This window comes from Streptomyces sp. NPDC059895 (assembly GCF_042731035.1).
Classification (GTDB): Bacteria; Actinomycetota; Actinomycetes; order Streptomycetales; family Streptomycetaceae; genus Streptomyces.
Genome location: NZ_JBHWKO010000011.1, coordinates 105,663 through 124,384, shown reverse-complemented (window position 1 = coordinate 124,384; position 18,722 = coordinate 105,663). Strand labels below are relative to the sequence as shown.

At 74.7% G+C, this 18,722-nt stretch carries 17 protein-coding genes and 1 pseudogene; 10 read left to right on the top strand and 8 right to left on the bottom strand.

Going from position 1 to position 18,722, the window contains the following annotated elements; translation table 11 throughout:
- Positions 1 to 2 precede the first annotated feature (2 nt).
- On the top strand, positions 3 to 1,958 hold the full coding sequence (locus tag ACFV9M_RS15765; RefSeq protein ID WP_385074209.1) for an ABC transporter permease subunit: 1,956 nt from the start codon (positions 3 to 5) through the stop codon (positions 1,956 to 1,958).
- Between the two features lie 28 nt (positions 1,959 to 1,986).
- Here the strand turns inward: ACFV9M_RS15765 and ACFV9M_RS15760 are convergent, their stop codons facing one another.
- The gene (locus ACFV9M_RS15760) at positions 1,987 to 2,763 is read right to left on the bottom strand and encodes a CDP-alcohol phosphatidyltransferase family protein (protein WP_385074211.1); all 777 of its coding nucleotides are present in this window, start codon (positions 2,761 to 2,763) and stop codon (positions 1,987 to 1,989) included.
- Between the two features lie 105 nt (positions 2,764 to 2,868).
- Between ACFV9M_RS15760 and ACFV9M_RS15755 the strand changes: the two genes are divergently transcribed.
- The 6 genes from ACFV9M_RS15755 (at position 2,869) to ACFV9M_RS15730 (ending at position 8,564) form a co-directional block, all read left to right on the top strand.
- Complete coding sequence (locus ACFV9M_RS15755) at positions 2,869 to 3,852, top strand: zinc-binding alcohol dehydrogenase (protein ID WP_385074213.1); 984 nt, start codon at positions 2,869 to 2,871, stop codon at positions 3,850 to 3,852.
- Between the two features lie 200 nt (positions 3,853 to 4,052).
- Positions 4,053 to 4,451, top strand: a complete 399-nt coding sequence (locus tag ACFV9M_RS15750; protein ID WP_385074216.1) for a 6-pyruvoyl tetrahydropterin synthase family protein — start codon at positions 4,053 to 4,055, stop codon at positions 4,449 to 4,451.
- Entirely contained in the window at positions 4,448 to 5,725 is a 1,278-nt protein-coding gene (locus ACFV9M_RS15745; protein WP_385074219.1) for a glycosyltransferase family 4 protein, read from the top strand. Before ACFV9M_RS15750 ends, ACFV9M_RS15745 begins: the two co-directional genes overlap by 4 nt.
- Positions 5,722 to 6,762, top strand: a complete 1,041-nt coding sequence (locus tag ACFV9M_RS15740) for a hypothetical protein (RefSeq protein WP_385074222.1) — start codon at positions 5,722 to 5,724, stop codon at positions 6,760 to 6,762. Before ACFV9M_RS15745 ends, ACFV9M_RS15740 begins: the two co-directional genes overlap by 4 nt.
- A 169-nt stretch (positions 6,763 to 6,931) precedes the next feature.
- Positions 6,932 to 7,210, top strand: coding sequence for a hypothetical protein (locus ACFV9M_RS15735; protein ID WP_385102457.1), 279 nt, complete (start codon positions 6,932 to 6,934; stop codon positions 7,208 to 7,210).
- Between the two features lie 31 nt (positions 7,211 to 7,241).
- Complete coding sequence (locus tag ACFV9M_RS15730) at positions 7,242 to 8,564, top strand: lysylphosphatidylglycerol synthase domain-containing protein (protein WP_385075547.1); 1,323 nt, start codon at positions 7,242 to 7,244, stop codon at positions 8,562 to 8,564.
- On the opposite strand, the pseudogene ACFV9M_RS15725 reads toward ACFV9M_RS15730, so the two are convergent.
- Positions 8,537 to 9,199 (bottom strand): annotated as a pseudogene (locus ACFV9M_RS15725) (creatininase family protein); the annotation flags it as partial. The gene ACFV9M_RS15730 and the pseudogene ACFV9M_RS15725 sit on opposite strands and share 28 nt — an antisense overlap.
- Positions 9,200 to 9,241: 42 nt before the next feature.
- Here ACFV9M_RS15725 and ribA point away from each other — a divergent pair.
- Entirely contained in the window at positions 9,242 to 9,901 is a 660-nt protein-coding gene (gene ribA / locus ACFV9M_RS15720) for a GTP cyclohydrolase II (protein WP_385075544.1), read from the top strand.
- A gap of 15 nt (positions 9,902 to 9,916) precedes the next feature.
- Here ribA and ACFV9M_RS15715 read toward each other — a convergent pair whose 3' ends face one another.
- Complete coding sequence (locus ACFV9M_RS15715) at positions 9,917 to 11,146, bottom strand: serine hydrolase domain-containing protein (protein WP_385075541.1); 1,230 nt, start codon at positions 11,144 to 11,146, stop codon at positions 9,917 to 9,919.
- Positions 11,147 to 11,386: 240 nt separating this feature from the next.
- On the opposite strand from ACFV9M_RS15715, the gene ACFV9M_RS15710 reads away from it, so the two are divergent.
- Entirely contained in the window at positions 11,387 to 11,839 is a 453-nt protein-coding gene (locus ACFV9M_RS15710) for a PPOX class F420-dependent oxidoreductase (RefSeq protein ID WP_385075538.1), read from the top strand.
- Between the two features lie 451 nt (positions 11,840 to 12,290).
- Here the strand turns inward: ACFV9M_RS15710 and ACFV9M_RS15705 are convergent, their stop codons facing one another.
- Together ACFV9M_RS15705 and ACFV9M_RS15700 are read right to left on the bottom strand one after the other, a co-directional pair.
- Entirely contained in the window at positions 12,291 to 13,646 is a 1,356-nt protein-coding gene (locus ACFV9M_RS15705) for an MFS transporter (protein ID WP_385075535.1), read from the bottom strand.
- Between the two features lie 197 nt (positions 13,647 to 13,843).
- Positions 13,844 to 14,509 (bottom strand): TetR family transcriptional regulator, encoded by a 666-nt coding sequence (locus tag ACFV9M_RS15700; RefSeq protein ID WP_385075532.1) that lies wholly within the window; start codon positions 14,507 to 14,509, stop codon positions 13,844 to 13,846.
- 173 nt (positions 14,510 to 14,682) lie between these two features.
- Here ACFV9M_RS15700 and ACFV9M_RS15695 point away from each other — a divergent pair, with 173 nt between their 5' ends.
- Positions 14,683 to 15,570 (top strand): shikimate dehydrogenase, encoded by an 888-nt coding sequence (locus ACFV9M_RS15695; protein ID WP_385075529.1) that lies wholly within the window; start codon positions 14,683 to 14,685, stop codon positions 15,568 to 15,570.
- A 195-nt stretch (positions 15,571 to 15,765) separates the two neighbouring features.
- Here ACFV9M_RS15695 and ACFV9M_RS15690 read toward each other — a convergent pair whose 3' ends face one another.
- The 3 genes from ACFV9M_RS15690 to gnd are packed head-to-tail and all read right to left on the bottom strand — an operon-like array spanning position 15,766 to position 18,721.
- Positions 15,766 to 17,193, bottom strand: coding sequence for a membrane-associated oxidoreductase (locus tag ACFV9M_RS15690; protein ID WP_385075527.1), 1,428 nt, complete (start codon positions 17,191 to 17,193; stop codon positions 15,766 to 15,768).
- A gap of 42 nt (positions 17,194 to 17,235) precedes the next feature.
- On the bottom strand, positions 17,236 to 17,829 hold the full coding sequence (locus tag ACFV9M_RS15685; protein WP_385075524.1) for a histidine phosphatase family protein: 594 nt from the start codon (positions 17,827 to 17,829) through the stop codon (positions 17,236 to 17,238).
- Positions 17,830 to 17,836: 7 nt separating this feature from the next.
- Complete coding sequence (gnd, locus tag ACFV9M_RS15680; protein WP_385075521.1) at positions 17,837 to 18,721, bottom strand: phosphogluconate dehydrogenase (NAD(+)-dependent, decarboxylating); 885 nt, start codon at positions 18,719 to 18,721, stop codon at positions 17,837 to 17,839.
- Position 18,722: the final 1 nt, after the last annotated feature.

Below are 18,722 nucleotides of genomic sequence, written 5' to 3'. Positions count from 1 at the left end.
CCATGGGGCACAGGGTGGGCGCGCTGCTGTGGCGTGCCGGACTGGCCGCGCTGCTGGTGTGCGGGATCGGGCTGCTGCCGTGGCTCTCCCACACCGACCCGGCGCTCACCGTCCTCAAGTCCCGGTCCGCCGACCGTGATCCGACGCCGGAGGTGCTCGCCGACATCAGGGCCGGGCTCGGCCTGGACGACGGCCCCCTGCACCTGCTCGGACAGTGGCTCGCCGGGCTGCCGCGCGGGGACGCCGGACGGTCCTGGCTCTCCGGCAGCGAGGTCGCGCCCGCCGTCCTCGAGGCCCTCGGCGTCTCCCTGCTGCTGATGGCGGTGGCGCTCGTCGTCGCCGCCGGCACGGCCGCCGCCGTGTGCGCCCGCACCCTGTACCTCGGCGCGCGCCGGCGGCTGGGCGACCGGCCCGCCGGCGGTTCGGGCCCGGCCGTGCTCGCCGCGCTGCCCGAGTTCCTCACCGCCTCCGTCCTCGCCACCGTCGTCGGTGTGCACCTGGGCTGGCTGCCCGCGCTCGGCTGGTACGGCCCGCAGTGGACCGTGCTGCCCGCGCTCGCCCTCGGGCTGCCCGCGGGCGCGGTGCTCGGGCGGCTCCTCGACGACCAGTTGCCCGGCGCGTTCGCCGAACCGTGGGCGACGGCCGCCGCCGCCCGCGGACTGACCGGCCGCCGCATCGCCCGCCAGGCGCTGCGCCGCTGCCTGCCCGGACTGCTGCCCAACCTGGGGCTGTTCGTCGTCGGACTCACCGGCGGCTCCGTCGCCGTCGAGCAGATCCACGACATCCCCGGCCTGGGCCGCACCACCCTCCAGGCCGCGATCGCCCAGGACCTGCCCGTCCTCCAGGCCGGCACCCTCCTCCTCGTCGCGCTCGCCGCCGCCGCCACGGCCGCCGCCCGCCTCACGGCCCGCCGCCTCATCGGCCCCGCCCTGCGCGACGGCGCCCTGCACACGCCGCACCGGCCGGCGCCGCCCGCCCGCGGGATCACCCCCTACGTCCACGCCTTCCCGCTGTGCGCGGTGATCGCCCTCGGCCTGCCCCGCGACCCGCTCGCCCTCGACACCGGCGCCCGCCTGCGCCCGCCGTCCACCGCGCACCCCTTCGGGACCGACGCGCTCGGCCGGGACGTGCTCGCCCGCGTCGCGCACGGCGCCCTCGACACCCTTCTGCTCGCCCTCGCCGTCAGCGCGATCGCCCTGGCCGCCGGTGTGCTGCTCGGCTGCCTGCCCCGGCTGTCCGGGCCGCTCGTGGACACCGTCAACGCCGTTCCGCCCGTCCTCGCCGCCCTCCTCGTCACCGCCGTCCTCGGCAGCGGCACCGCCACGCCCGTCCTCGCCGTCGCCGTCGTGGCCTGGGCGCCGCTCGCCGCGCACACCTCCGCGCTGCTGCGGCAGGAACGCGCCACCGTCCACCTCACCGCGACCCGCGCCCTGGGCGCCGGCCCCTGGTACCTGCTCAGGAACGAACTGCTGCCCGCAGTCCTCCCGCCCGTCGCCCGCCACGCCCTCGTACGGCTGCCCGGCGTCGCCCTCGCCCTGGCCTCCTTCGGCTTCCTGGGGCTCGGCGCCCAGCCGCCCTCCCCCGAGTGGGGCCTGCTGCTCGCCGAGAACCAGCCCTACGCCGAACGAGCCCCCTGGGCCGTCCTGGCCCCGGCCGCCGTCCTCGCCCTGCTCGGCGCCCTCGCCGTCTCCGCGGCGGGCGCCGGGAGGCGGGGGTCCCCGCGGCCGACCGCCGCCCGGAAGGGCCCGGGGCGGCCACGGGACCGTACGGCGCGACCGGCGGACGGGTCGATGGGCGGGCCGGTGGGCGGGTCGGCGGAGGGGCCGGTGGACCGGCCGGTAGGCAGACCGGCGGAGGGGCTGGTGGACGGACCGGCGGAGGGGCCGGTGGGCAGACCGGCGGACGGGCCCGCGGACGGGGGCTCCCGGCCGGCGGTCGAGCCGGCCGCCGGACCCTGAACCCGCCCGTCCCACACCGGAGTTCGGGTCAACGGCCCGCCAGCTCCAGCACCGGTGCCACCGACGCCGGCCGCGCCTTGGCCGCCCGCTCGGTCCGCCACAGCCACAGGACGTCCCGGCCGAAGGACCACACCAGCGAGGCCAGGGCCAGCAGTACGACGCCGATGTTCGCCGGGTACGGCAGCAGGTCCGCGCCCGCGACGAGCAGACAGACGCCCTGGAGCGCGGCGACCGTCTTGCGGGCGGTGCTCGGCCGCAGCGGCGCGTTCAGCCAGGGGGCGACGCGGGCCGCCGCGACGAACGCGTACCGCATGGAGCCGATCAGCAGGACCCACGGGCCCAGCGCCGTCGACACGTACACGCTCAGCACCAGGATCAGGAACGCGTCGACCTCCATGTCGAAGCGCGCGCCCAGCGCCGTCGACGTGCCCGTGCGGCGGGCGACCTTGCCGTCGACACCGTCGAGCAGCAGCGCCACCGCCGTCAGGCCGACCAGCGGCGAGACCGGCGGCGCGCTCGCGAAGGAGTCCGCGACCAGCGCCGTCACCCCGCCGACCAGGGTGGCACGGCCGAGGGTGACCCGGTTGGCCGGACCGAAGGACCGCAGCCCGGAGCGGTGCAGCGCCCGCGCGAGCACCGCCCACAGGGCGACGGCGAAGACGAGCCCGGTCACCCAGCCCGCCGGCCCCATGCCGATCGCCGTGCCGAGCAGGGCCAGCACCAGGATTTGCACGCCCGCTCCCACCGCGGTCTCCTGCTGGACCGGCCTCGCGTCGTGAGCGTCGTGAAAGTCGTTCAGGGCCACCGCACATCCTCCGGCCTGGTGACAGAGTCGATCAGCGCCGCGTACTGTGCGCGGCCTGTGCACCTCGGTACGTGAGCAGTTCCCCGATCGTTCAGGAGGAGGCCGATGAACAGCTCCGCACGTGCGTTCTGGACCGGTGCGCCCGGTCACGGCGAGATCCGCGACGTCGCCCTGCCGGACCCCGCCGGCGACGAGGTCGTCGTCCGGTCGCTGTACTCCGGCATCAGCCGCGGCACGGAGACCCTCGTCTTCCGCGGCCAAGTACCCGCCAGCCAGCACACGGCGATGCGCGCGCCGTTCCAGGAGGGCGACTTCCCGGCGCCGGTGAAGTACGGCTACCTCAACGTCGGCGTGGTGGAGGAGGGCCCGGACGCGCTGGCCGGCCGCACCGTGTTCTGCCTCTTCCCGCACCAGACCCGCTTCGTCGTACCGGCGTCCGCCGTGACGGTCGTCCCGGACGCCGTGCCCGCCGGACGGGCCGTCCTGGCCGGCACGGTGGAGACCGCCGTCAACGCCCTGTGGGACGCGGCACCGCTGGTCGGCGACCGGATCGCGGTGGTCGGCGGCGGTATGGTCGGCTGCTCGGTCGCCGCGCTGCTCGCCCGCTTCCCCGGCGTACGGGTGGAGCTGGTCGACGCCGATCCGGCGCGGGCGGACGTCGCCGCGGCGCTCGGCGTCGGATTCGCCACCCCGGAGGAGGCGTCGGGCGGCTGCGACCTCGTCGTGCACGCCAGCGCCACCGAGCAGGGACTCGCCCGCTCCCTGGAACTCCTCACCGCCGAGGGCACGGTCGTCGAACTGAGCTGGTACGGCGACCGGCGGGTCTCCCTCCCGCTGGGCGAGGCCTTCCACTCCCGGCGCCTGGTCATCCGCGGCAGCCAGGTCGGCACCGTCTCCCCGGCCCGCGCCCACCGCACGTACGCCGACCGGCTCGCCCTCGCCCTCGGCCTGCTCGCCGATCCGGCGTTCGACGCCCTGGTCACCGGGGAGAGCGCGTTCGAGGAACTGCCGGAGGTGATGCCGAGGCTGGCCTCCGGGGAGCTGCCCGCGCTGTGCCACCGCGTCCGGTACGCGCCCGCGGCCCACTGACCGGTCACCGTCCCCGTGGACCACTGACCGGTCACCGTCCCCGTGGCCGCGAACCGGTCACCCTCCCCGCGGTGGAGCGCCTGACCTGAGAAAAGAGTGCGAGTCGGCTGAACACGGGGAAGCGAAGAGCCGTACTACACGGCATCCTCCGGCGGCAGACGGCCGGGGGACCAGACGCGCCGCACCTGGAGGGTCGTCCGTTGTTCAGTGTCACCGTCCGCGATCACATCATGGTCGCCCACAGCTTCCGCGGCGAGGTCTTCGGACCCGCGCAGCGCCTGCACGGAGCGACGTTCCTGGTGGACGCCACCTTCCGTCGCGAGCAGCTGGACGACGACAACATCGTCGTCGACATCGGACTGGCCACCCAGGAACTCGGCGCCGTGACCGGCGAGCTGAACTACCGGAACCTGGACAACGAGCCCGACTTCGCCGGGATCAACACCTCCACCGAGTTCCTCGCCCAGGTGATCGCCGACCGGCTCGCCGAGCGGATCCACCAGGGCGCTCTCGGCGAGGGCGCCCGGGGCATCGCCTCCCTCTCCGTCACCCTGCACGAGTCGCACGTCGCCTGGGCGAGTTACGAGCGTGCCCTGTGACCGACGTGACCCTGGAGAAGGCCGTGCAGACCGTGCCGCAGACCCCGCTCGCGTACGTGCCCGCGCAGGCCGTGCCCGCGCAGGCCGCGCCCACACAGACCGCGCCCGCGCCGACCGCGCCCGCGCCGACCGCGCCCGCACGGGCGGCGGTCCCTCAGATCGGCGGGATCGTCCCCATGTCCCTGCGTTCCGTGCACTTCGTCATGCCGGGCGGCGTCGACGACCCGGCGAACCCCAGCGGCGGCAACGCCTACGACCGGCGGGTCTGCCTGGACCTGCCCGGCTTCGGCTGGCAGGTCCACAAGCACCTCGTGCCCGGTGAGTGGCCCCGCCCCCGGGCCGCCGCCCGCGCCGAACTCGCCCGCACCCTGGCCGGGTTGCCCGACGGCACGGTGGTCCTCATGGACGGGCTCGTCGCCTGCGGCGTCCCCGAGGTCGTCGTGCCCGAGGCGCAGCGCCTGCGGCTCGCCGTCCTCGTCCACCTCCCGCTGGGCGACGAGCGGGGCCTCGCCCCCGAGGTGGCGGCCGAACTCGACGCCGGGGAACGCGAGGTGCTGCGCGCCGTCGCCGCCGTGATCGCCACCAGCGACTGGGCGGTCCGCCGCCTCGTCTCCCACCACGGCCTCGCCCCGCGGACGGTCCACGTCGCCGCTCCCGGCGCCGACATCGCCCCGCTCGCCTCCGGCACCGACGGCGTCTCCCGCCTGCTGTGCGTGGCCTCCGTCACCCCGCGCAAGGGCCAGCACCGGCTGGTGGAGGCGCTGGCCGCGGTGACCGACCTGCCGTGGAGCTGCGTGTGCGTCGGCGGTCTCGGCCAGGACCCCGCGTACGTCGCCCGTCTGCGCGCCCTCATCGAACGGTACGGCCTCCAGGACCGGCTGGAGCTGGCGGGCCCCAGGACCGGCGCCGCACTCGACGCCGCCTACGCCGGCGCCGACCTGATGGTCCTCACCTCCTACGCCGAGACCTACGGCATGGCGGTGACCGAGGCCCTCGCGCGCGGCATCCCCGTCCTCGCGACGGACGTCGGCGGACTGCCCGAGGCGGTCGGCCGCGCCCCCGACGGCGGTGTCCCCGGCATCCTCGTCCCGCCGGAGGACCCGGCCGCCCTCGCGGCCGAACTGCGCGGCTGGTTCGGCGAGGCCGACGTACGGCGCCGGCTGAAGGCCGCCGCCCGCGGCCGCCGCGCGGCCCTGAACGGCTGGGCGTCCACCGCCCAGAGCCTGGCCGGCGTCCTGGGCCGGCTTCCCGGCGAACCCCGGAGGGCGGCATGAGGAAGACGACGGCGACCCCGGCGGACGTGGCACGCGTGGTGGGACACATCCCGGCCCAGCCCGGCCCGGGGAACGGCACCCCGGACGCGGCACCGCCGGCCGTCGTCGAGGGCGCCGGCCCGCCGGCCGTCATCGGGGGCGCCGGGCCCGTGGCCCGCCCCGGCGAACGGCCCACCGTACGGCTGCGCGAGGACGCCGACGCCGACGAGCCGCCCCGCTACGCCCCCGAGTGGCTGCAGTTGCGCGAGCCCGCCGACGCGGCCGCGCGGTCGGTGGACCTGCTGGACCCGCTGCGGATCCGGCTCGCCAACCTGCCCGGCCGCGGCGACGGACTGGCCGTGCACGACCTGGGCTGCGGCACCGGCTCCATGGGGCGCTGGCTGGCACCCCGTCTCGACGGCGCCCAGCACTGGATCCTCCACGACCGCGACCCCTACCTGCTGCACTTCGCGGCCGTCGCCTCCCCGCGCGCCGCCGCCGACGGCAGCCGCGTCACCGTCGAGACGCGCCGCGGCGACGTCGCCCGGCTCACCCCGGACGCCCTGGTCGGCGCCTCGCTGGTCACCGCCTCGGCGCTGCTCGACGTCCTCACCCGCGAGGAGGTCGAGACCCTCGCCGCGGCCTGCGCGGGCGCCGGCTGCCCGGCCCTGCTGACCCTGTCGGTCGCGGGCCGCGTCGAACTGACCCCGCACGACCCCCTGGACGAGGAGATCGCCGCCGCCTTCAACGACCACCAGCGGCGCGGCGGCCTCCTCGGCCCCGACGCGGTCACCGCCGCCTGCGAGGCGTTCGCCGAGCACGGCGCCACCGTCAAGGTGCACCCCAGCGCCTGGCGGCTCGGCCCCGGCGAGGCCGCCCTCACCGAGCAGTGGCTGCGCGGCTGGGTCGGCGCGGCCGTCGAACAGCGCCCCGGCCTCGCCTCCCGCGCCCGGACCTACCTCACCGCCCGGCTCGCCGCCTGCGCGGCCGGCGAACTGCGCGTCACCGTCCACCACGGCGACCTGCTCGCCCTCGCGCGGCCGACGGGCGGCGCGTGATGAGCGCGGACACCGCGGGCGCCCTGGCGCGCACGGCGCCGCCCACGTCACGCGCCGAGGGCGCGGCGCCGCCAGTGGCACGCCCCGAGGGCGCGGCGCCGCCCGCCCGCCGCCGGCGGGCCGCGCCACCCCGGCGGGGCACGAGCCCGGCGGTCACCGGCACCACCTCGTGCCCGTCCCGGGCCGGGGCGGCGGCGGACGGCGTCCAGGCGGACGGCGTCCAGGCGGACGTGGTCCCGGGGGACGGGGCTTCGGCGGGCATGGCTGCGACGGCCACGGCCACGGCCACGGCCGCGGCTTCGGCGGCTTCGGCTTCGGCTTCGGTTGGGACGGCTACGGCTCGGACGACTGGGGCTCGGACGGCTACGGCTCGGACGACTGGGGCTCGGACGGCTACGGCTCGGACGACTTCGAGGGGAACGGCTTCGGGAGGAACGGTTTCTGGTGACGCCCCGGGCGCCGCGAGGCGGTCGCGGGTCGTGCGGGTCGTGCGGGGTGTGCGTGCGCACTTCGGGACGCTCGCCGGAGTCGCCATCCTCGCCGTCCTGGTGTGGCGGATGGGCACCGGCGTCCTCCTGGAGGGGGTGCGCCGGATCGACCTGGCCGCGCTGCTGGCGGCCCTGGGCATCGGGGCGGTCACCACCGTGTTCAGCGCGTGGCGGTGGGCGCTGGTGGCGCGCGGTCTGCGCATCCGGCTGCCGCTCGGGCCGGCCGTCGCCGACTACTACCGTTCACTCTTCCTGAACGCGGCCCTGCCCGGCGGCATCCTCGGCGACGTGCACCGCGCGGTGCGGCACGGGCGGAGCGCCGGTGACGTGGGCCGCGGGGTGCGGGCCGTGGTGCTGGAGCGCACGGCGGGCCAGTTCGTGCTGGCCGCCGGGGGACTGACGGTCCTGCTGGTGCTGCCGTCCCCGGTCAGGGCCGACGTACGGCACGTCGCGCCGCTCGCCGCGCTCGGCGCGGTGGGCGCGCTCGCCGTCGTCCTGGCCGTGCGGATGAACTCCCCGGCGGGGCGCCGCGGCGGGCGGGCGCGGGCGGCGCTCGCGGAGGCGCGCGAGGGGCTGCTGTCCCGGCGCAACGGGCCCGGTGTCGCCCTGTCGTCCGTGGTCGTCCTCGCCGGGCACGTCGCGACGTTCGTCGTGGCCGCCCGGATCGCCGGCACCACCGCCCCCGTCCTGACGGTGCTGCCGCTCGCGGTCCTTGCCCTGCTCGCGATGGGCCTGCCGCTGAACGTCGGCGGCTTCGGCCCCCGGGAGGGCGTCACCGCCTGGGCGTTCGGCGCGGCCGGCCTCGGCGCGCACACCGGACTGGCGGTCGCCGTCGTGTACGGGGTGCTGAGCCTCGCTGCCGCGCTGCCGGGCGCCGTCGTCCTCGTCGTGCGCTGGTACGAGGGCCTGCGGAGCGGGACGGCGGCGGCCGGTTCGACGGCGGGCGCGGGCGCGGCCGGGAGCGCCGTGGCGGACGCCGGTCCCGGCCACGCGCCCGACGGGCGCTACCCGCGCTCGCCCCCCGCGGCCCCGAGTCCCGCATCGGCCGCGGTGCCGACTTCCACTTCGGCTTCGGCTCCGGCTTTCACTTCGGCTTCGGCTCCGGCTTCCACTCCGGCTTCGGCTCAGGCTTCCACTCCAGCCTTGGCTCCGCCTCCGACTCCCGTTTCGATTTCGGCCGAATCGGCGGTCCCGGCCGGTTCCGTCAGTATCGAGAAATACGCGCCGAAGGAATCCGCCAGGCTCGCCAGCAGTTCCTTCCCCTTTTCCGCGGACCCCAGGGAAGGACGGCCGATGACGCCTGAATCGGTATAGGCGGACATTCCCAGCGTGAGCAGATGGCGACGGTCGTCCGCGGTGAGATCGGCGGACTCGTAACCGGGCCGGACGAGTTCCGGATGGGCGTGCAGCAGGATCGAGGTCTCGATCTCCCCGGCGTGCATGTCGGTGAGCAAGGAGGTCGACACCCCGGACCGCTCCCGCGCCGCCTCCCAGTCCTCCGGGGCCGGGAAGAGCGCCATCCGCTCGCCGCGGGCGGACGACTCCTGGACCGCGTTGCCCAGGACGTAGTTCCCGCCGTGCGCGTTGACCAGTACCAGGGCCTCGACGCCCGAGCGGCGCAGCGACGCCGCGATGTCCCGTACCACCGAGTGAAGGGTCACGGAGGAGATGCTGACGGTTCCCGGCCAGGCCGCGTGCTCGTGCGAGCAGGCGATGGTCACCGGTGGCAGCAGGTGCACCGGGTACGCGGCGGCGATCTCCCGGGCGATGGCGCACGCGACGAGCGTGTCCGTGGCCAACGGCAGGTACGGGCCGTGCTGTTCGAAGCTGCCGACGGGCAGGACCGCCACCTGCGTCGTGAGGCCCGCGCCGCGGGTGCGTACGTCCTCCGTGGTGTCCGCCGGCAGCGGCCCGTACACGTCCGTCCGTATTCCCGAACCACTCAGCATTTCCCGGCCTTTCGTCTCCGCTCAGAAACCAGGAACCAGATCATGACAGAAAAAATCGGCGTCCTCGGCAAGAAGTCCCCGCAGCGCACCGGTGTGGAGCGTGTGGTGAATGCGCCGCTGCCCACCGTGTACGGGAATTTCCAGGCGGTCGGCTACCTCGACCACGACCGCGGTGACGAGCAGGTGGCCCTGGTGTACGGCCAGGTCGGCACCGAGGACGTGCTGACGCGGCTGCACTCGGAGTGCCTCACCGGTGACGCGTTCGGCTCCCAGCACTGCGAGTGCGGCGACCAACTGGACGCCGCGCTGCGGGCCGTCGTCGCCGAGGGGCGCGGCATAGTGGTCTACCTGCGCGGGCACGAGGGGCGCGGCATCGGACTGCTCGCGAAGCTGCGGGCGATGGCCCTTCAGGCGGAGGGCCTGGACACCGTCGAGGCGAACCTCGCCCTCGGACTGCCCGTGGACGCCCGCGACTACGGGGTGGCCGCCGGGATCCTGAAGGACCTCGGCGTGCGCTCGGTCCGCCTGATGTCGAACAACCCGCGCAAGCGCGAGGCGCTGGCGGACAACGGCGTCGAGGTCGCCGAACAGGTGCCGCTGCTGATCCCGCCGTGCGAGAACAACATCACGTACCTGCGCACCAAACGGGAGCGGCTGGACCACCACCTGCCCCACCTGGACGCGGTGGCCCACTGGTCCTGAGACCCCGGCCCCCCGTCAGTCCGTGACCGCTTCGTGGACCAGGCGCTTGAGGTCGGGGTACAGCTTCAGCGACCTCCTCGGCCTCACCTGTGTCAGGAACTGCACGGTCAGGTCGCGGCTCGGGTCGACCCAGAACGTCGTCGTGGCCACCCCGCTCCAGCCGTAGGTGCCGAGCCCGGACGGCGCCTGGGTGCGCTCCGGATCGATCACCACGGAGACGCCGAGGCCGAAGCCGACTCCGTCGTTGCCGGGCTCGTCGTGCGCCGGGCGGCTGCCGACGGTGCGCAGGTCGGCGCCGCCGGGCAGGTGGTTGCGGGTCATCAGGTCCACCGTGTCCGGCCTGAGCAGACGGGTGCCGTCGAGTTCGCCGCGCCGGCGCAGCAGTTCGGTGAACCGGTGGATGTCGTACGCGGTCGCGACCATCCCGCCGCTGCCGGACAGGAACCGGGGCCGCCCGGACAACGGCAGGCCGGGGATCGGCTCGAGGCCGCCGTCGTCGGTGTCCCCGTACAGCTCGGCCAGCCGGCCCGCCTGCTCGCCGTCGACCTGGAAGCCCGCGTCCGGCAGGCCGAGCGGGCGGAAGATCCGCTCGGTGAGGAACGCGTCGAGGGGCTGCCCGGAGACGACCTCGATGATCCGGCCGAGGACGTTGGTGGCGACCGAGTAGTTCCACTGCGTGCCCGGCTCGAACTGCAACGGCAGACGCGCGTACGCCTCGACCGTCTCGGCCAGGTCCGAGCCCGGCAGCACCGCCGACTCCAGGCCCGCCTCGCGGTAGAGGGCGTCCACGGGGTGGCAGTGGTAGAAGGCGAAGGTCAGCCCTGCGGTGTGGGTCATCAGGTGCCGTACGAGGACGGGCTGTCCGACCGGACGGGTCGTCATGCCGGAGCCGGAGCCGGAGACATGGACGCGCTGGTCGGCGAAGGCCGGGAGATGGGCGGCGACGGGGTCGTCGAGGGAGAGCCGGCCCTCCTCCACCAGCATCAGCGCGGCGACGGAGGTGAACGGCTTGGTCATCGAGTAGATCCGCCACATCGTGTCCGGCGTGACGGGCAGCCCCGCGGCGATGTCGCGGCGGCCGTGGGTGGTGAGGTGCGCGACGCGGCCGCCGCGGGCGACGGCCACGAGGAACCCGGGCAGGCGCCCCTCGTCGACGAGGTGGGCGACGTGCTGGTCGAGGCGGTCCAGGGCCTTCGCGTCCAGCCCGACCTCGCTCGGGTCGACCTCTTGTCGCAGCTGTGCCATCGCTCTCCTCCGGTGCGCTCGTTCGAGGTGCGATCCGGCATACCCCGCCGGAACGACCTCAGACCTCATGGTCGCGTAGGGACGGCGGGAAAAGGTCTTTTCCGACGCCGTGAAGGGTGTGTTCCGTGTCGCTCCGACCGGCAGACCCCGGAGGAAGGCCCGCCGGGCGGCTCGCCGGCACGGCCGGAGACGGGGCGGGGGAGGGGAATGCCGGCGGAGCCCGTGCGGGTTGTTCCGGACATGACTCAGGACACCACGCAGCACGCTCTGCTGGCGCTGCTCTCCGAGGGCCGCGACGGCGTACTGGTCACCCTCAAGCGGGACGGCCGCCCCCAGCTGTCGAACGTCACTCACCACTACGACCCGGACGAGGGCGTCGTCCGGATCTCCGTCACGGACGGCCGAGCCAAGACCCGCAACCTGCGCCGGGACCCCCGGGCGTCGTACCACGTGTCCGCCCCCGACCACCGCGCCTACACCGTCGTCGAGGCCACCGCCGAACTCTCGCCCGTCGCCGAGCACCCCTACGACGAGACCGTCGAGGAACTCGTCCGCCTCTACCGGGACGTCCTGGGCGAGCACCCCGACTGGGAGGACTACCGCGCGGCCATGGTCCGCGACCGCCGCCTGGTCCTCCGGCTGCGCGCGGAGCGGGCGTACGGCATCCCCAAGGGGGCGGCGGACGGCCCCTGACGCCCGCAGTCCGGTACGCCGGCCCGACCCGGAGCCCCGTACGCCGGCCCGGCCCGGAGCCCCGTACGCCGGTCCGGCCCGGAGCCCCGTACGCCGGCCCGGCCCGCAGTCCCGTACGCCGGCCCGGCCCGCAGTCCGGTACGCCGGCCCGGCCCGGAGCCCCGCACTCCGGCCCGGCCCGGAGCCCCGTACGCCGGCCCGGCCCGCAGTCCCGTACGCCGGCCCGGCCCGCAGTCCGGTACGCCGGCCCGACCCGGAGCCCCGTACGCCGGACCGCCACGGCATCCGATTCCCCGCACCGCCACGGCATCCGATGCCCCGGACCGCCACCGCATCCGATGCCCCGGGCGGTCACCGCATCAGAAAACGCCCGGACCACCCGGCCCGGTGGGCTCGGGTGGTCCGGGCGGGTCCGCTCGCGGCGCGGGCCGTCCCGTTCGCGGGTCCGGGGTCAGGCCGTCACGGTCTCCCGCTCGGCCGCCTCCCGGTGGGCGCGCTCGCCCAGCTGCTCCGTCGGCACCTTCGCGGTCTCGCGCGCCGACAGGGCCGCGATCACCGGCGGCACGCACAGGGCCGCCGTGAACAGCGCCACCGCCATCCAGTCGTCACCGTCGGGGCCGGCGATCTGCGCGGCGAACGTGACCGCGAAACCGGCCACGGCGAAGCCGATCTGGGTGCCGACCGCCATGCCGGACAGCCGGACGCGGGTCGCGAACATCTCGCCGTAGAACGCGGGCCACACGCCGTTCGCGGCGCTGTAGACGATGCCGAAGGCGACGATGCCGAGGACCAGGGTCAGCGGGTAGGAGCCCGTGGAGATCGCCCACAGGTAGAGGAACATCGCCACGGCGCTGCCCGCGGCGCCGAGCAGGAAGACCGGGCGGCGGCCGATGCGGTCGGACAGGGACGCCCACAGCGGGATCGCGGCGAGCGCGGCCACGTTGGCCAGCGCGCCCACCCACAGCATGGAGGAGCGGCTCATCCCGACCGAGTCGCCGGTGGCGTACGCCAGCGCCCACACGGTGAAGATCGTGGAGACCGATGCGACGAGCGCGCCCGCGATCACCCGCAGCACGTCCGCCCAGTGCTCGCGCATCAGCACGGCCAGCGGCAGCTTGGCGACGCCCTCGCTGTCCGCCTGCTGGGCGAAGGCCGGGGTCTCCTCCAGCTTGCGGCGGATGACGTAGCCGACGACGGCGACCGCGATGCTCATCCAGAACGGCACCCGCCAGCCCCACGACATCAGCTGCTCCTCGGGGAGCGCGGCGACGGGGAGGAAGACCAGCGTGGCCAGGAGCTGGCCGCCCTGCGTGCCGCTGAGGGTGAAGCTGGTGAAGAACCCGCGCCGGTTCGGTGGGGCGTGTTCCAGCGTCATGGAGTTGGCGCTGGCCTGTTCGCCGGCCGCGGAGATGCCCTGGAGGACCCGGCACAGCACCAGCAGGACCGGGGCGAGGGTGCCGACCTGGTCGCGGGTGGGCAGACAGCCGATGAGGAACGTGGAGACGCCCATGAGGATGAGCGTGAAGACCATGATCTTCTTGCGGCCCATGCGGTCACCGTAGTGGCCGAGGAAGAGCGCTCCGACCGGGCGGGCCGCGTAGGCGACGCCGAAGGTGGCCAGCGACAGCAGGGTCGCGGTGGCCGGGTCGGACTCGTCGAAGAAGATCTCCGGGAAGATCAGCGCCGCCGCGCTGCCGTAGATGAAGAAGTCGTAGTACTCCAGTGCGCTGCCGATCCAGGCGGCGGTGGCGGCTTTTTTCGGCTGACCGGGCGGGGCGGCGTCGTGGGGTGCGGCGGGGACGGACACGGCGTGCTCCTTCTGGGGACTCCACCGTAGGCGGAGTGGGCGACAACGAGGAAGGCGGGGGCGACCGGATCCCTGGGGTGTCGGGACGGCTCGGCCGGGTGCGACCCGGCTTGTTAACGCACTGGATAGTTAATAGCGGTTGGCTAGGGATGTTGCGCCCGTGTTTCCCCGGTGTCAAGAGGTCGCGCCCACCGCGTTCAGTCCGCGGTGCGCTCCGCCGTCAGATACGCGATCACCATGTCGCCGAGCATGGTCCGGTAGTGCTCGCGCTGCGCCGGGTCGACCAGGTCCCGCCCGAACAGGGCGCCGAAGGTGTGCCGGTTGGCCACCCGGAAGAAGCAGAACGAGCTGATCATCGCGTGCAGGTCGACGGCGTCGACGTCGGCGGTGAACAGGCCGGACTCCTGGCCGGCGGCCAGGATGCGGCGGATGACGTCGAGCGCGGGGGAGCTGATCCTGCCGAGTTTCTCGGAGGCGGCGATGTGCTCGGCCTCGTGGATGTTCTCGATGCTGACCAGGCGGATGAAGTCGGGGTGCTGCTCATGGTGGTCGAAGGTGACCTCCGCCAGCCGGCGGATGGCCGCCACCGGGTCGAGGTGCTCGACGTCGAGCTCCTGCTCGGCCTCGCGGATCACGCCGTAGGCCCGTTCCAGGACGGCGGTGAACAGCTGGTCCTTGCCGCCGAAGTAGTAGTAGATCATCCGCTTCGTGGTGCGGGTGCGGGCGGCGATGTCGTCGACGCGGGCACCGGCGTACCCGGCCCGGGCGAACTCCCGGGTGGCCACGTCGAGGATCTCCGCCCGGGTGCGGGCGGCGTCGCGGATCCGTCCGCCCGGTCGTACCGGTTCGTCGACGCTGGTCATCGGGTGCCTCCGGGCGTAGGGCCAGTGCCGGTGATTGTAGAAGCAGCCGGGGGACGGGCCGGCGGGCTCTTCCCGTGGACCCGTTCGGCTGATATAGCTAACGTACTAGTTCGTACATTAGAGCTCGGTTCGCTCAGGAGAGCTCGGTTCGGTTTTCGGTTCAGGAGGTCCGCGTGACCAAGGACTCGTATCTCGTCGGACTCATCGGTTCCGGCATCGGTCCCTCGCTCAGCCCGGCGCTGCACGAGCGGGAGGCCGGGCGCCAGGGCCTGCGCTACCTGTACCGGCTGATCGACATCGACGTCGTCGGCGTGCCGCCGGAGGCCGTCGGCGACCTGGTGCGGTCCGCGCGCGATCTCGGCTTCGACGGGCTGAACATCACCCACCCGTGCAAGCAGCTCGTCATCCCGCACCTCGACGGCCTCGCGCCGCAGGCGGAGGCGCTGGGCGCGGTCAACACCGTGGTCTTCGAGGAGGACGGCCGGGCCGTCGGCCACAACACGGACGTCACCGGCTTCGCCGCCTCCTTCGCCCGCGGACTGCCCGACGCCCCGCTGGAACGGGTGGTGCAGCTCGGCGCGGGCGGCGCGGGCGCGGCCGTCGCGCACGCCACGCTCACCCTCGGCGCCGGCCGGGTGACCGTGGTGGACGCCCTGCCCGAGCGGGCCGCGGCCCTCGCCGACTCGCTGAACGGGCACTTCGGGGAGGGCCGGGCCGCGGCCGCCACGCCGGACCGCCTCCCCGGGCTCCTCGCGGACGCCGACGGCGTCGGCGGCCTGGTGCACGCCACGCCCACCGGCATGGCCGCCCACCCCGGTCTGCCGCTCTCCGCCGATCTGCTGGGCCCCGGCCTGTGGGTGGCCGAGGTCGTCTACCGGCCCCTGGAGACCGAGCTGCTGCGCACCGCGCGGGACCTGGGCTGCGCCACCCTCGACGGCGGCGGCATGGCCGTCTTCCAGGCGGTGGACGCCTTCCGCCTCTTCACCGGCCGGGAGCCCGACAGCGCCCGGATGCTCGCGGACATCGCCGAGCTGGCCGGCGCGGTCCCGGCCCGCAAGTGAGCCGGCCCGCGAGTGAGCCGGCCCGCAAGTGCACCGGCCCGCGAGTGAGCCGGGCCGACGGCGGGCGGCCCCCCGCCGGGAAGGGGAGCGCGAGCGTGCGGGGGAGCCGGGTGCCGCGGCCGGCCCCGGCCCGCGGCGGGTCCGTCACCGCCGGCTGATCGTCACCGCCGGCTGACGGTCACCGCCGGCCGACGGTCACTGCCGGCTGACGGTCCTCGTCACGCCCGCGACGACCGTCGTGGCCAGGATCCAGCCGGTGACGACGAGGACGTACGCCAGCGTCTGGTGGAGGCCGGACGGGGCGAACGCGGACTCCTGCCCGAAGGAGATGACGGGCAGCAGCAGGTCGAGGGTGTAGAAGACCGGGTGGAAGTCGGGTGCCTCGGACGCCTTGAGCGCGCGGGGGTGCTCCAGCGCGAAGGCCACCGAGCCGATCGCGAGCAGCGACAGCAGCCAGCCGGCGGCGCGCAGCGGGCGGAAGCCGTAGCCGACGGCCGCGTCCTGGAGGTGGCCCCACAGCCGCCCGTACCAGGGGAGCGTCGAACGGTGCCGGCGCTGCTTGGCGAGCTGGACCAGCCGGGCCGCCCGGTCGTCGCCGGTCCTGCGGTAGGCCGCGGTGAGCTGCTCGTAGCCGTGCGGGTCGAACCCGCCGTCGTCGCGCTCCAGCATCGGCAGCCGGCGCTCGGCGGGCTCGTGCGGGGTGAGGAAGGTGTAGGTGAGGTCGAGCAGGCGCACCTCCTCGGGGAGCATCTCCGGTTCCAGGTCGAGCTGGTTGATCTCGGCGCGCCGCAGGTTGAGCCGGCCTTCGACCTGGGGGCCGCCGCGCAGCCAGAACTCGCCGATCGCACAGCTGCTGGCGCGCAGGGCGGTGTTCCCGGGGTGGGAGAGGGACGCCTGCAACAGATCCACCCGGCCGGGTATGCGGGCGCCGCGCAGTTCGATCCTGCCCCGGGCGCGCAGCCGCCGGGCCAGCAGATTGGTTCCCACTTCGAGGGACTCGGCGTTCAGCGCGTGCGCGCCGGGGTTGTTCAGCTCGGCGTCCTCCAGGTCGAGCGAGCCGGCGACGGTGGCGCCGTCGAGCCGGACCAGCCCCTGCGCGCGCAGGCCGCGGGCGCACAGGTCGTCGTCGACGCCGATCTGGTGGAGATGGAGCGCGGGCAGGCCGGGGGCGGTGGCGGTGAGCTCGGCCCGCTCCAGGAAGAGCGCCCCGGAGATCTGTGCCCCGTCCAGACGCACCGGCCCGCCGAACCGGCAGCGCGTCAGCCGCAGGCTGCCGTCGATCCGGGCCCGTGTCATCGACAGGCCGGGCATCTCGGAGTCGCGCAGGCTGATGTACCGCAGATGGGCGCCGACGATGTCCGGGGCGTGGTCGAAGCGGCTGTGGGTGAGGTGGACGACGCTGCCGATCGCGGCGTACCGCAGGTCCAGCGGACCGGTGACGAAGGCCCCCCTGACCTTGAGGGCGGCCACTTCTCCCGGTTCCGCCGGCCCGTTGAGCAGGAGGGCGCGCAACACCACCGCGCGCAACGCCTGTTCGCCGTCGTCGCGGAAGTCCACGGTCGTCCCCGTGGCGAAGGCCCGCCAGACGCGCCGTTCGGCCGGTGTCAGATCGTTGATCTCCATCAGCCGCGACTCTGGCGGGCCCTCTCGGCCGGTGTCAACCGGCTATGCGCGGACGTTCCATTCGGCGATCACGGGCCGCCCGTGCTCGGTGGACAGCCGGCTCACCGTGCCCGTGGCCAGCTGGAAGAGCCGGCCCTCGGCGGGCGGCAGGCCCAGCCGGCGGGCCGTCAGGACCCGCAGGAAGTGGGCGTGGGCGACGAGGACGGCGTCACCCTCCCCGCGGGCCAGTGCCCGGTCCACCCGGGCCAGCACCCGGTCGGCGCGCCGCCCGATCTCCTCGGGGCTCTCGCCGGGGTGGCCGTGCGGGCCGGGCGGCACGCCGTCGGTCCACAGGTCCCAGGCGGGGCGGGTGCGGTGTATCTCGGCGGTGGTGATGCCCTCGTAGCCCCCGTAGTCCCATTCGTGCAGGCCGGCGTCGGGTACGGCCCCGGTGACGCCCGCCAGGTCGGCGGTGCGGACCGCGCGGTGCAGCGGGCTGGTCAGGGCGAGCGAGAAGGTCCGGCCGGAGAGGAGCGGAGCGAGGGACTTGGCCTGTTCCTCGCCGTGTGCGGTGAGGGGCAGGTCGGTCCAGCTGGTGTGCTGTCCCGACAGGCTCCACTCCGTCTCCCCGTGGCGGACCAGCAGGAGATCCCCCACGGCGGCGCTACTCGCCCTTCGCCGACTCGACCGCGTGGCCGCCGAACTGGTTGCGCAGCGCCGCGATCATCTTCATCTGCGGCGAGTCCTCCTGGCGGGAGGCGAACCGCGCGAACAGCGAGGCGGTGATCGCCGGGAGCGGTACGGCGTTGTCGATGGCGGCCTCGACGGTCCAGCGGCCCTCGCCGGAGTCCTGGGCGAAGCCGCGCAGCTTGTCCAGGTGCTCGTCCTCGTCGAGGGCGTTGACCGCCAGGTCCAGCAGCCAGGAACGGATGACCGTGCCCTCCTGCCAGGAGCGGAACACCTCGCGCACGTCGGTGACCGAGTCGACCTTCTCCAGCAGCTCCCAGCCCTCGGCGTAGGCCTGCATCATGGCGTACTCGATGCCGTTGTGGACCATCTTCGAGAAGTGCCCGGCGCCGACCTTGCCGGCGTGGACGTAGCCGTAGGGGCCCTCCGGCTTGAGCGCCTCGAAGACCGGCTGGAGGCGGTCGACGTGCTCCTTGTCGCCGCCGACCATCAGGGCGTAGCCGTTCTGCAGGCCCCACACGCCGCCGGAGACGCCCGCGTCGACGAAGCCGATGCCCTTGGCGCCGAGTTCGGCGGCGTGCTTCTCGTCGTCGGTCCAGCGGGAGTTGCCGCCGTCGACGACGGTGTCGCCGGCCGAGAGCAGGCCGCCGAGCTCGTCGACGACGGACTGGGTGGCGGGGCCGGCCGGGACCATCACCCAGACCGCGCGGGGCGCTTCGAGCCGCTCGACGAGTTCGGCGAGGCTGCTCACGTCGGACACGTCGGGGTTGCGGTCGTAGCCGACGACGGTGTGGCCGGCGTTGCGCAGACGCCGGCGCATGTTGCCGCCCATCTTGCCGAGACCGATCAGACCCAGCTGCATG

Coding starts and splice junctions, on each gene's coding strand:
- ACFV9M_RS15765 (WP_385074209.1), top strand. CDS start 3: ATGGGGCACAGGGTGGGCGCGCTGCTGTGGCGTGCCGGACTGGCCGCG.
- ACFV9M_RS15755 (WP_385074213.1), top strand. CDS start 2,869: ATGAACAGCTCCGCACGTGCGTTCTGGACCGGTGCGCCCGGTCACGGC.
- ACFV9M_RS15740 (WP_385074222.1), top strand. CDS start 5,722: ATGAGGAAGACGACGGCGACCCCGGCGGACGTGGCACGCGTGGTGGGA.
- ribA (WP_385075544.1), top strand. CDS start 9,242: ATGACAGAAAAAATCGGCGTCCTCGGCAAGAAGTCCCCGCAGCGCACC.
- ACFV9M_RS15715 (WP_385075541.1), bottom strand. CDS start 11,146: ATGGCACAGCTGCGACAAGAGGTCGACCCGAGCGAGGTCGGGCTGGAC.
- ACFV9M_RS15710 (WP_385075538.1), top strand. CDS start 11,387: ATGACTCAGGACACCACGCAGCACGCTCTGCTGGCGCTGCTCTCCGAG.
- ACFV9M_RS15700 (WP_385075532.1), bottom strand. CDS start 14,509: ATGACCAGCGTCGACGAACCGGTACGACCGGGCGGACGGATCCGCGAC.
- ACFV9M_RS15690 (WP_385075527.1), bottom strand. CDS start 17,193: ATGGAGATCAACGATCTGACACCGGCCGAACGGCGCGTCTGGCGGGCC.
- gnd (WP_385075521.1), bottom strand. CDS start 18,721: ATGCAGCTGGGTCTGATCGGTCTCGGCAAGATGGGCGGCAACATGCGC.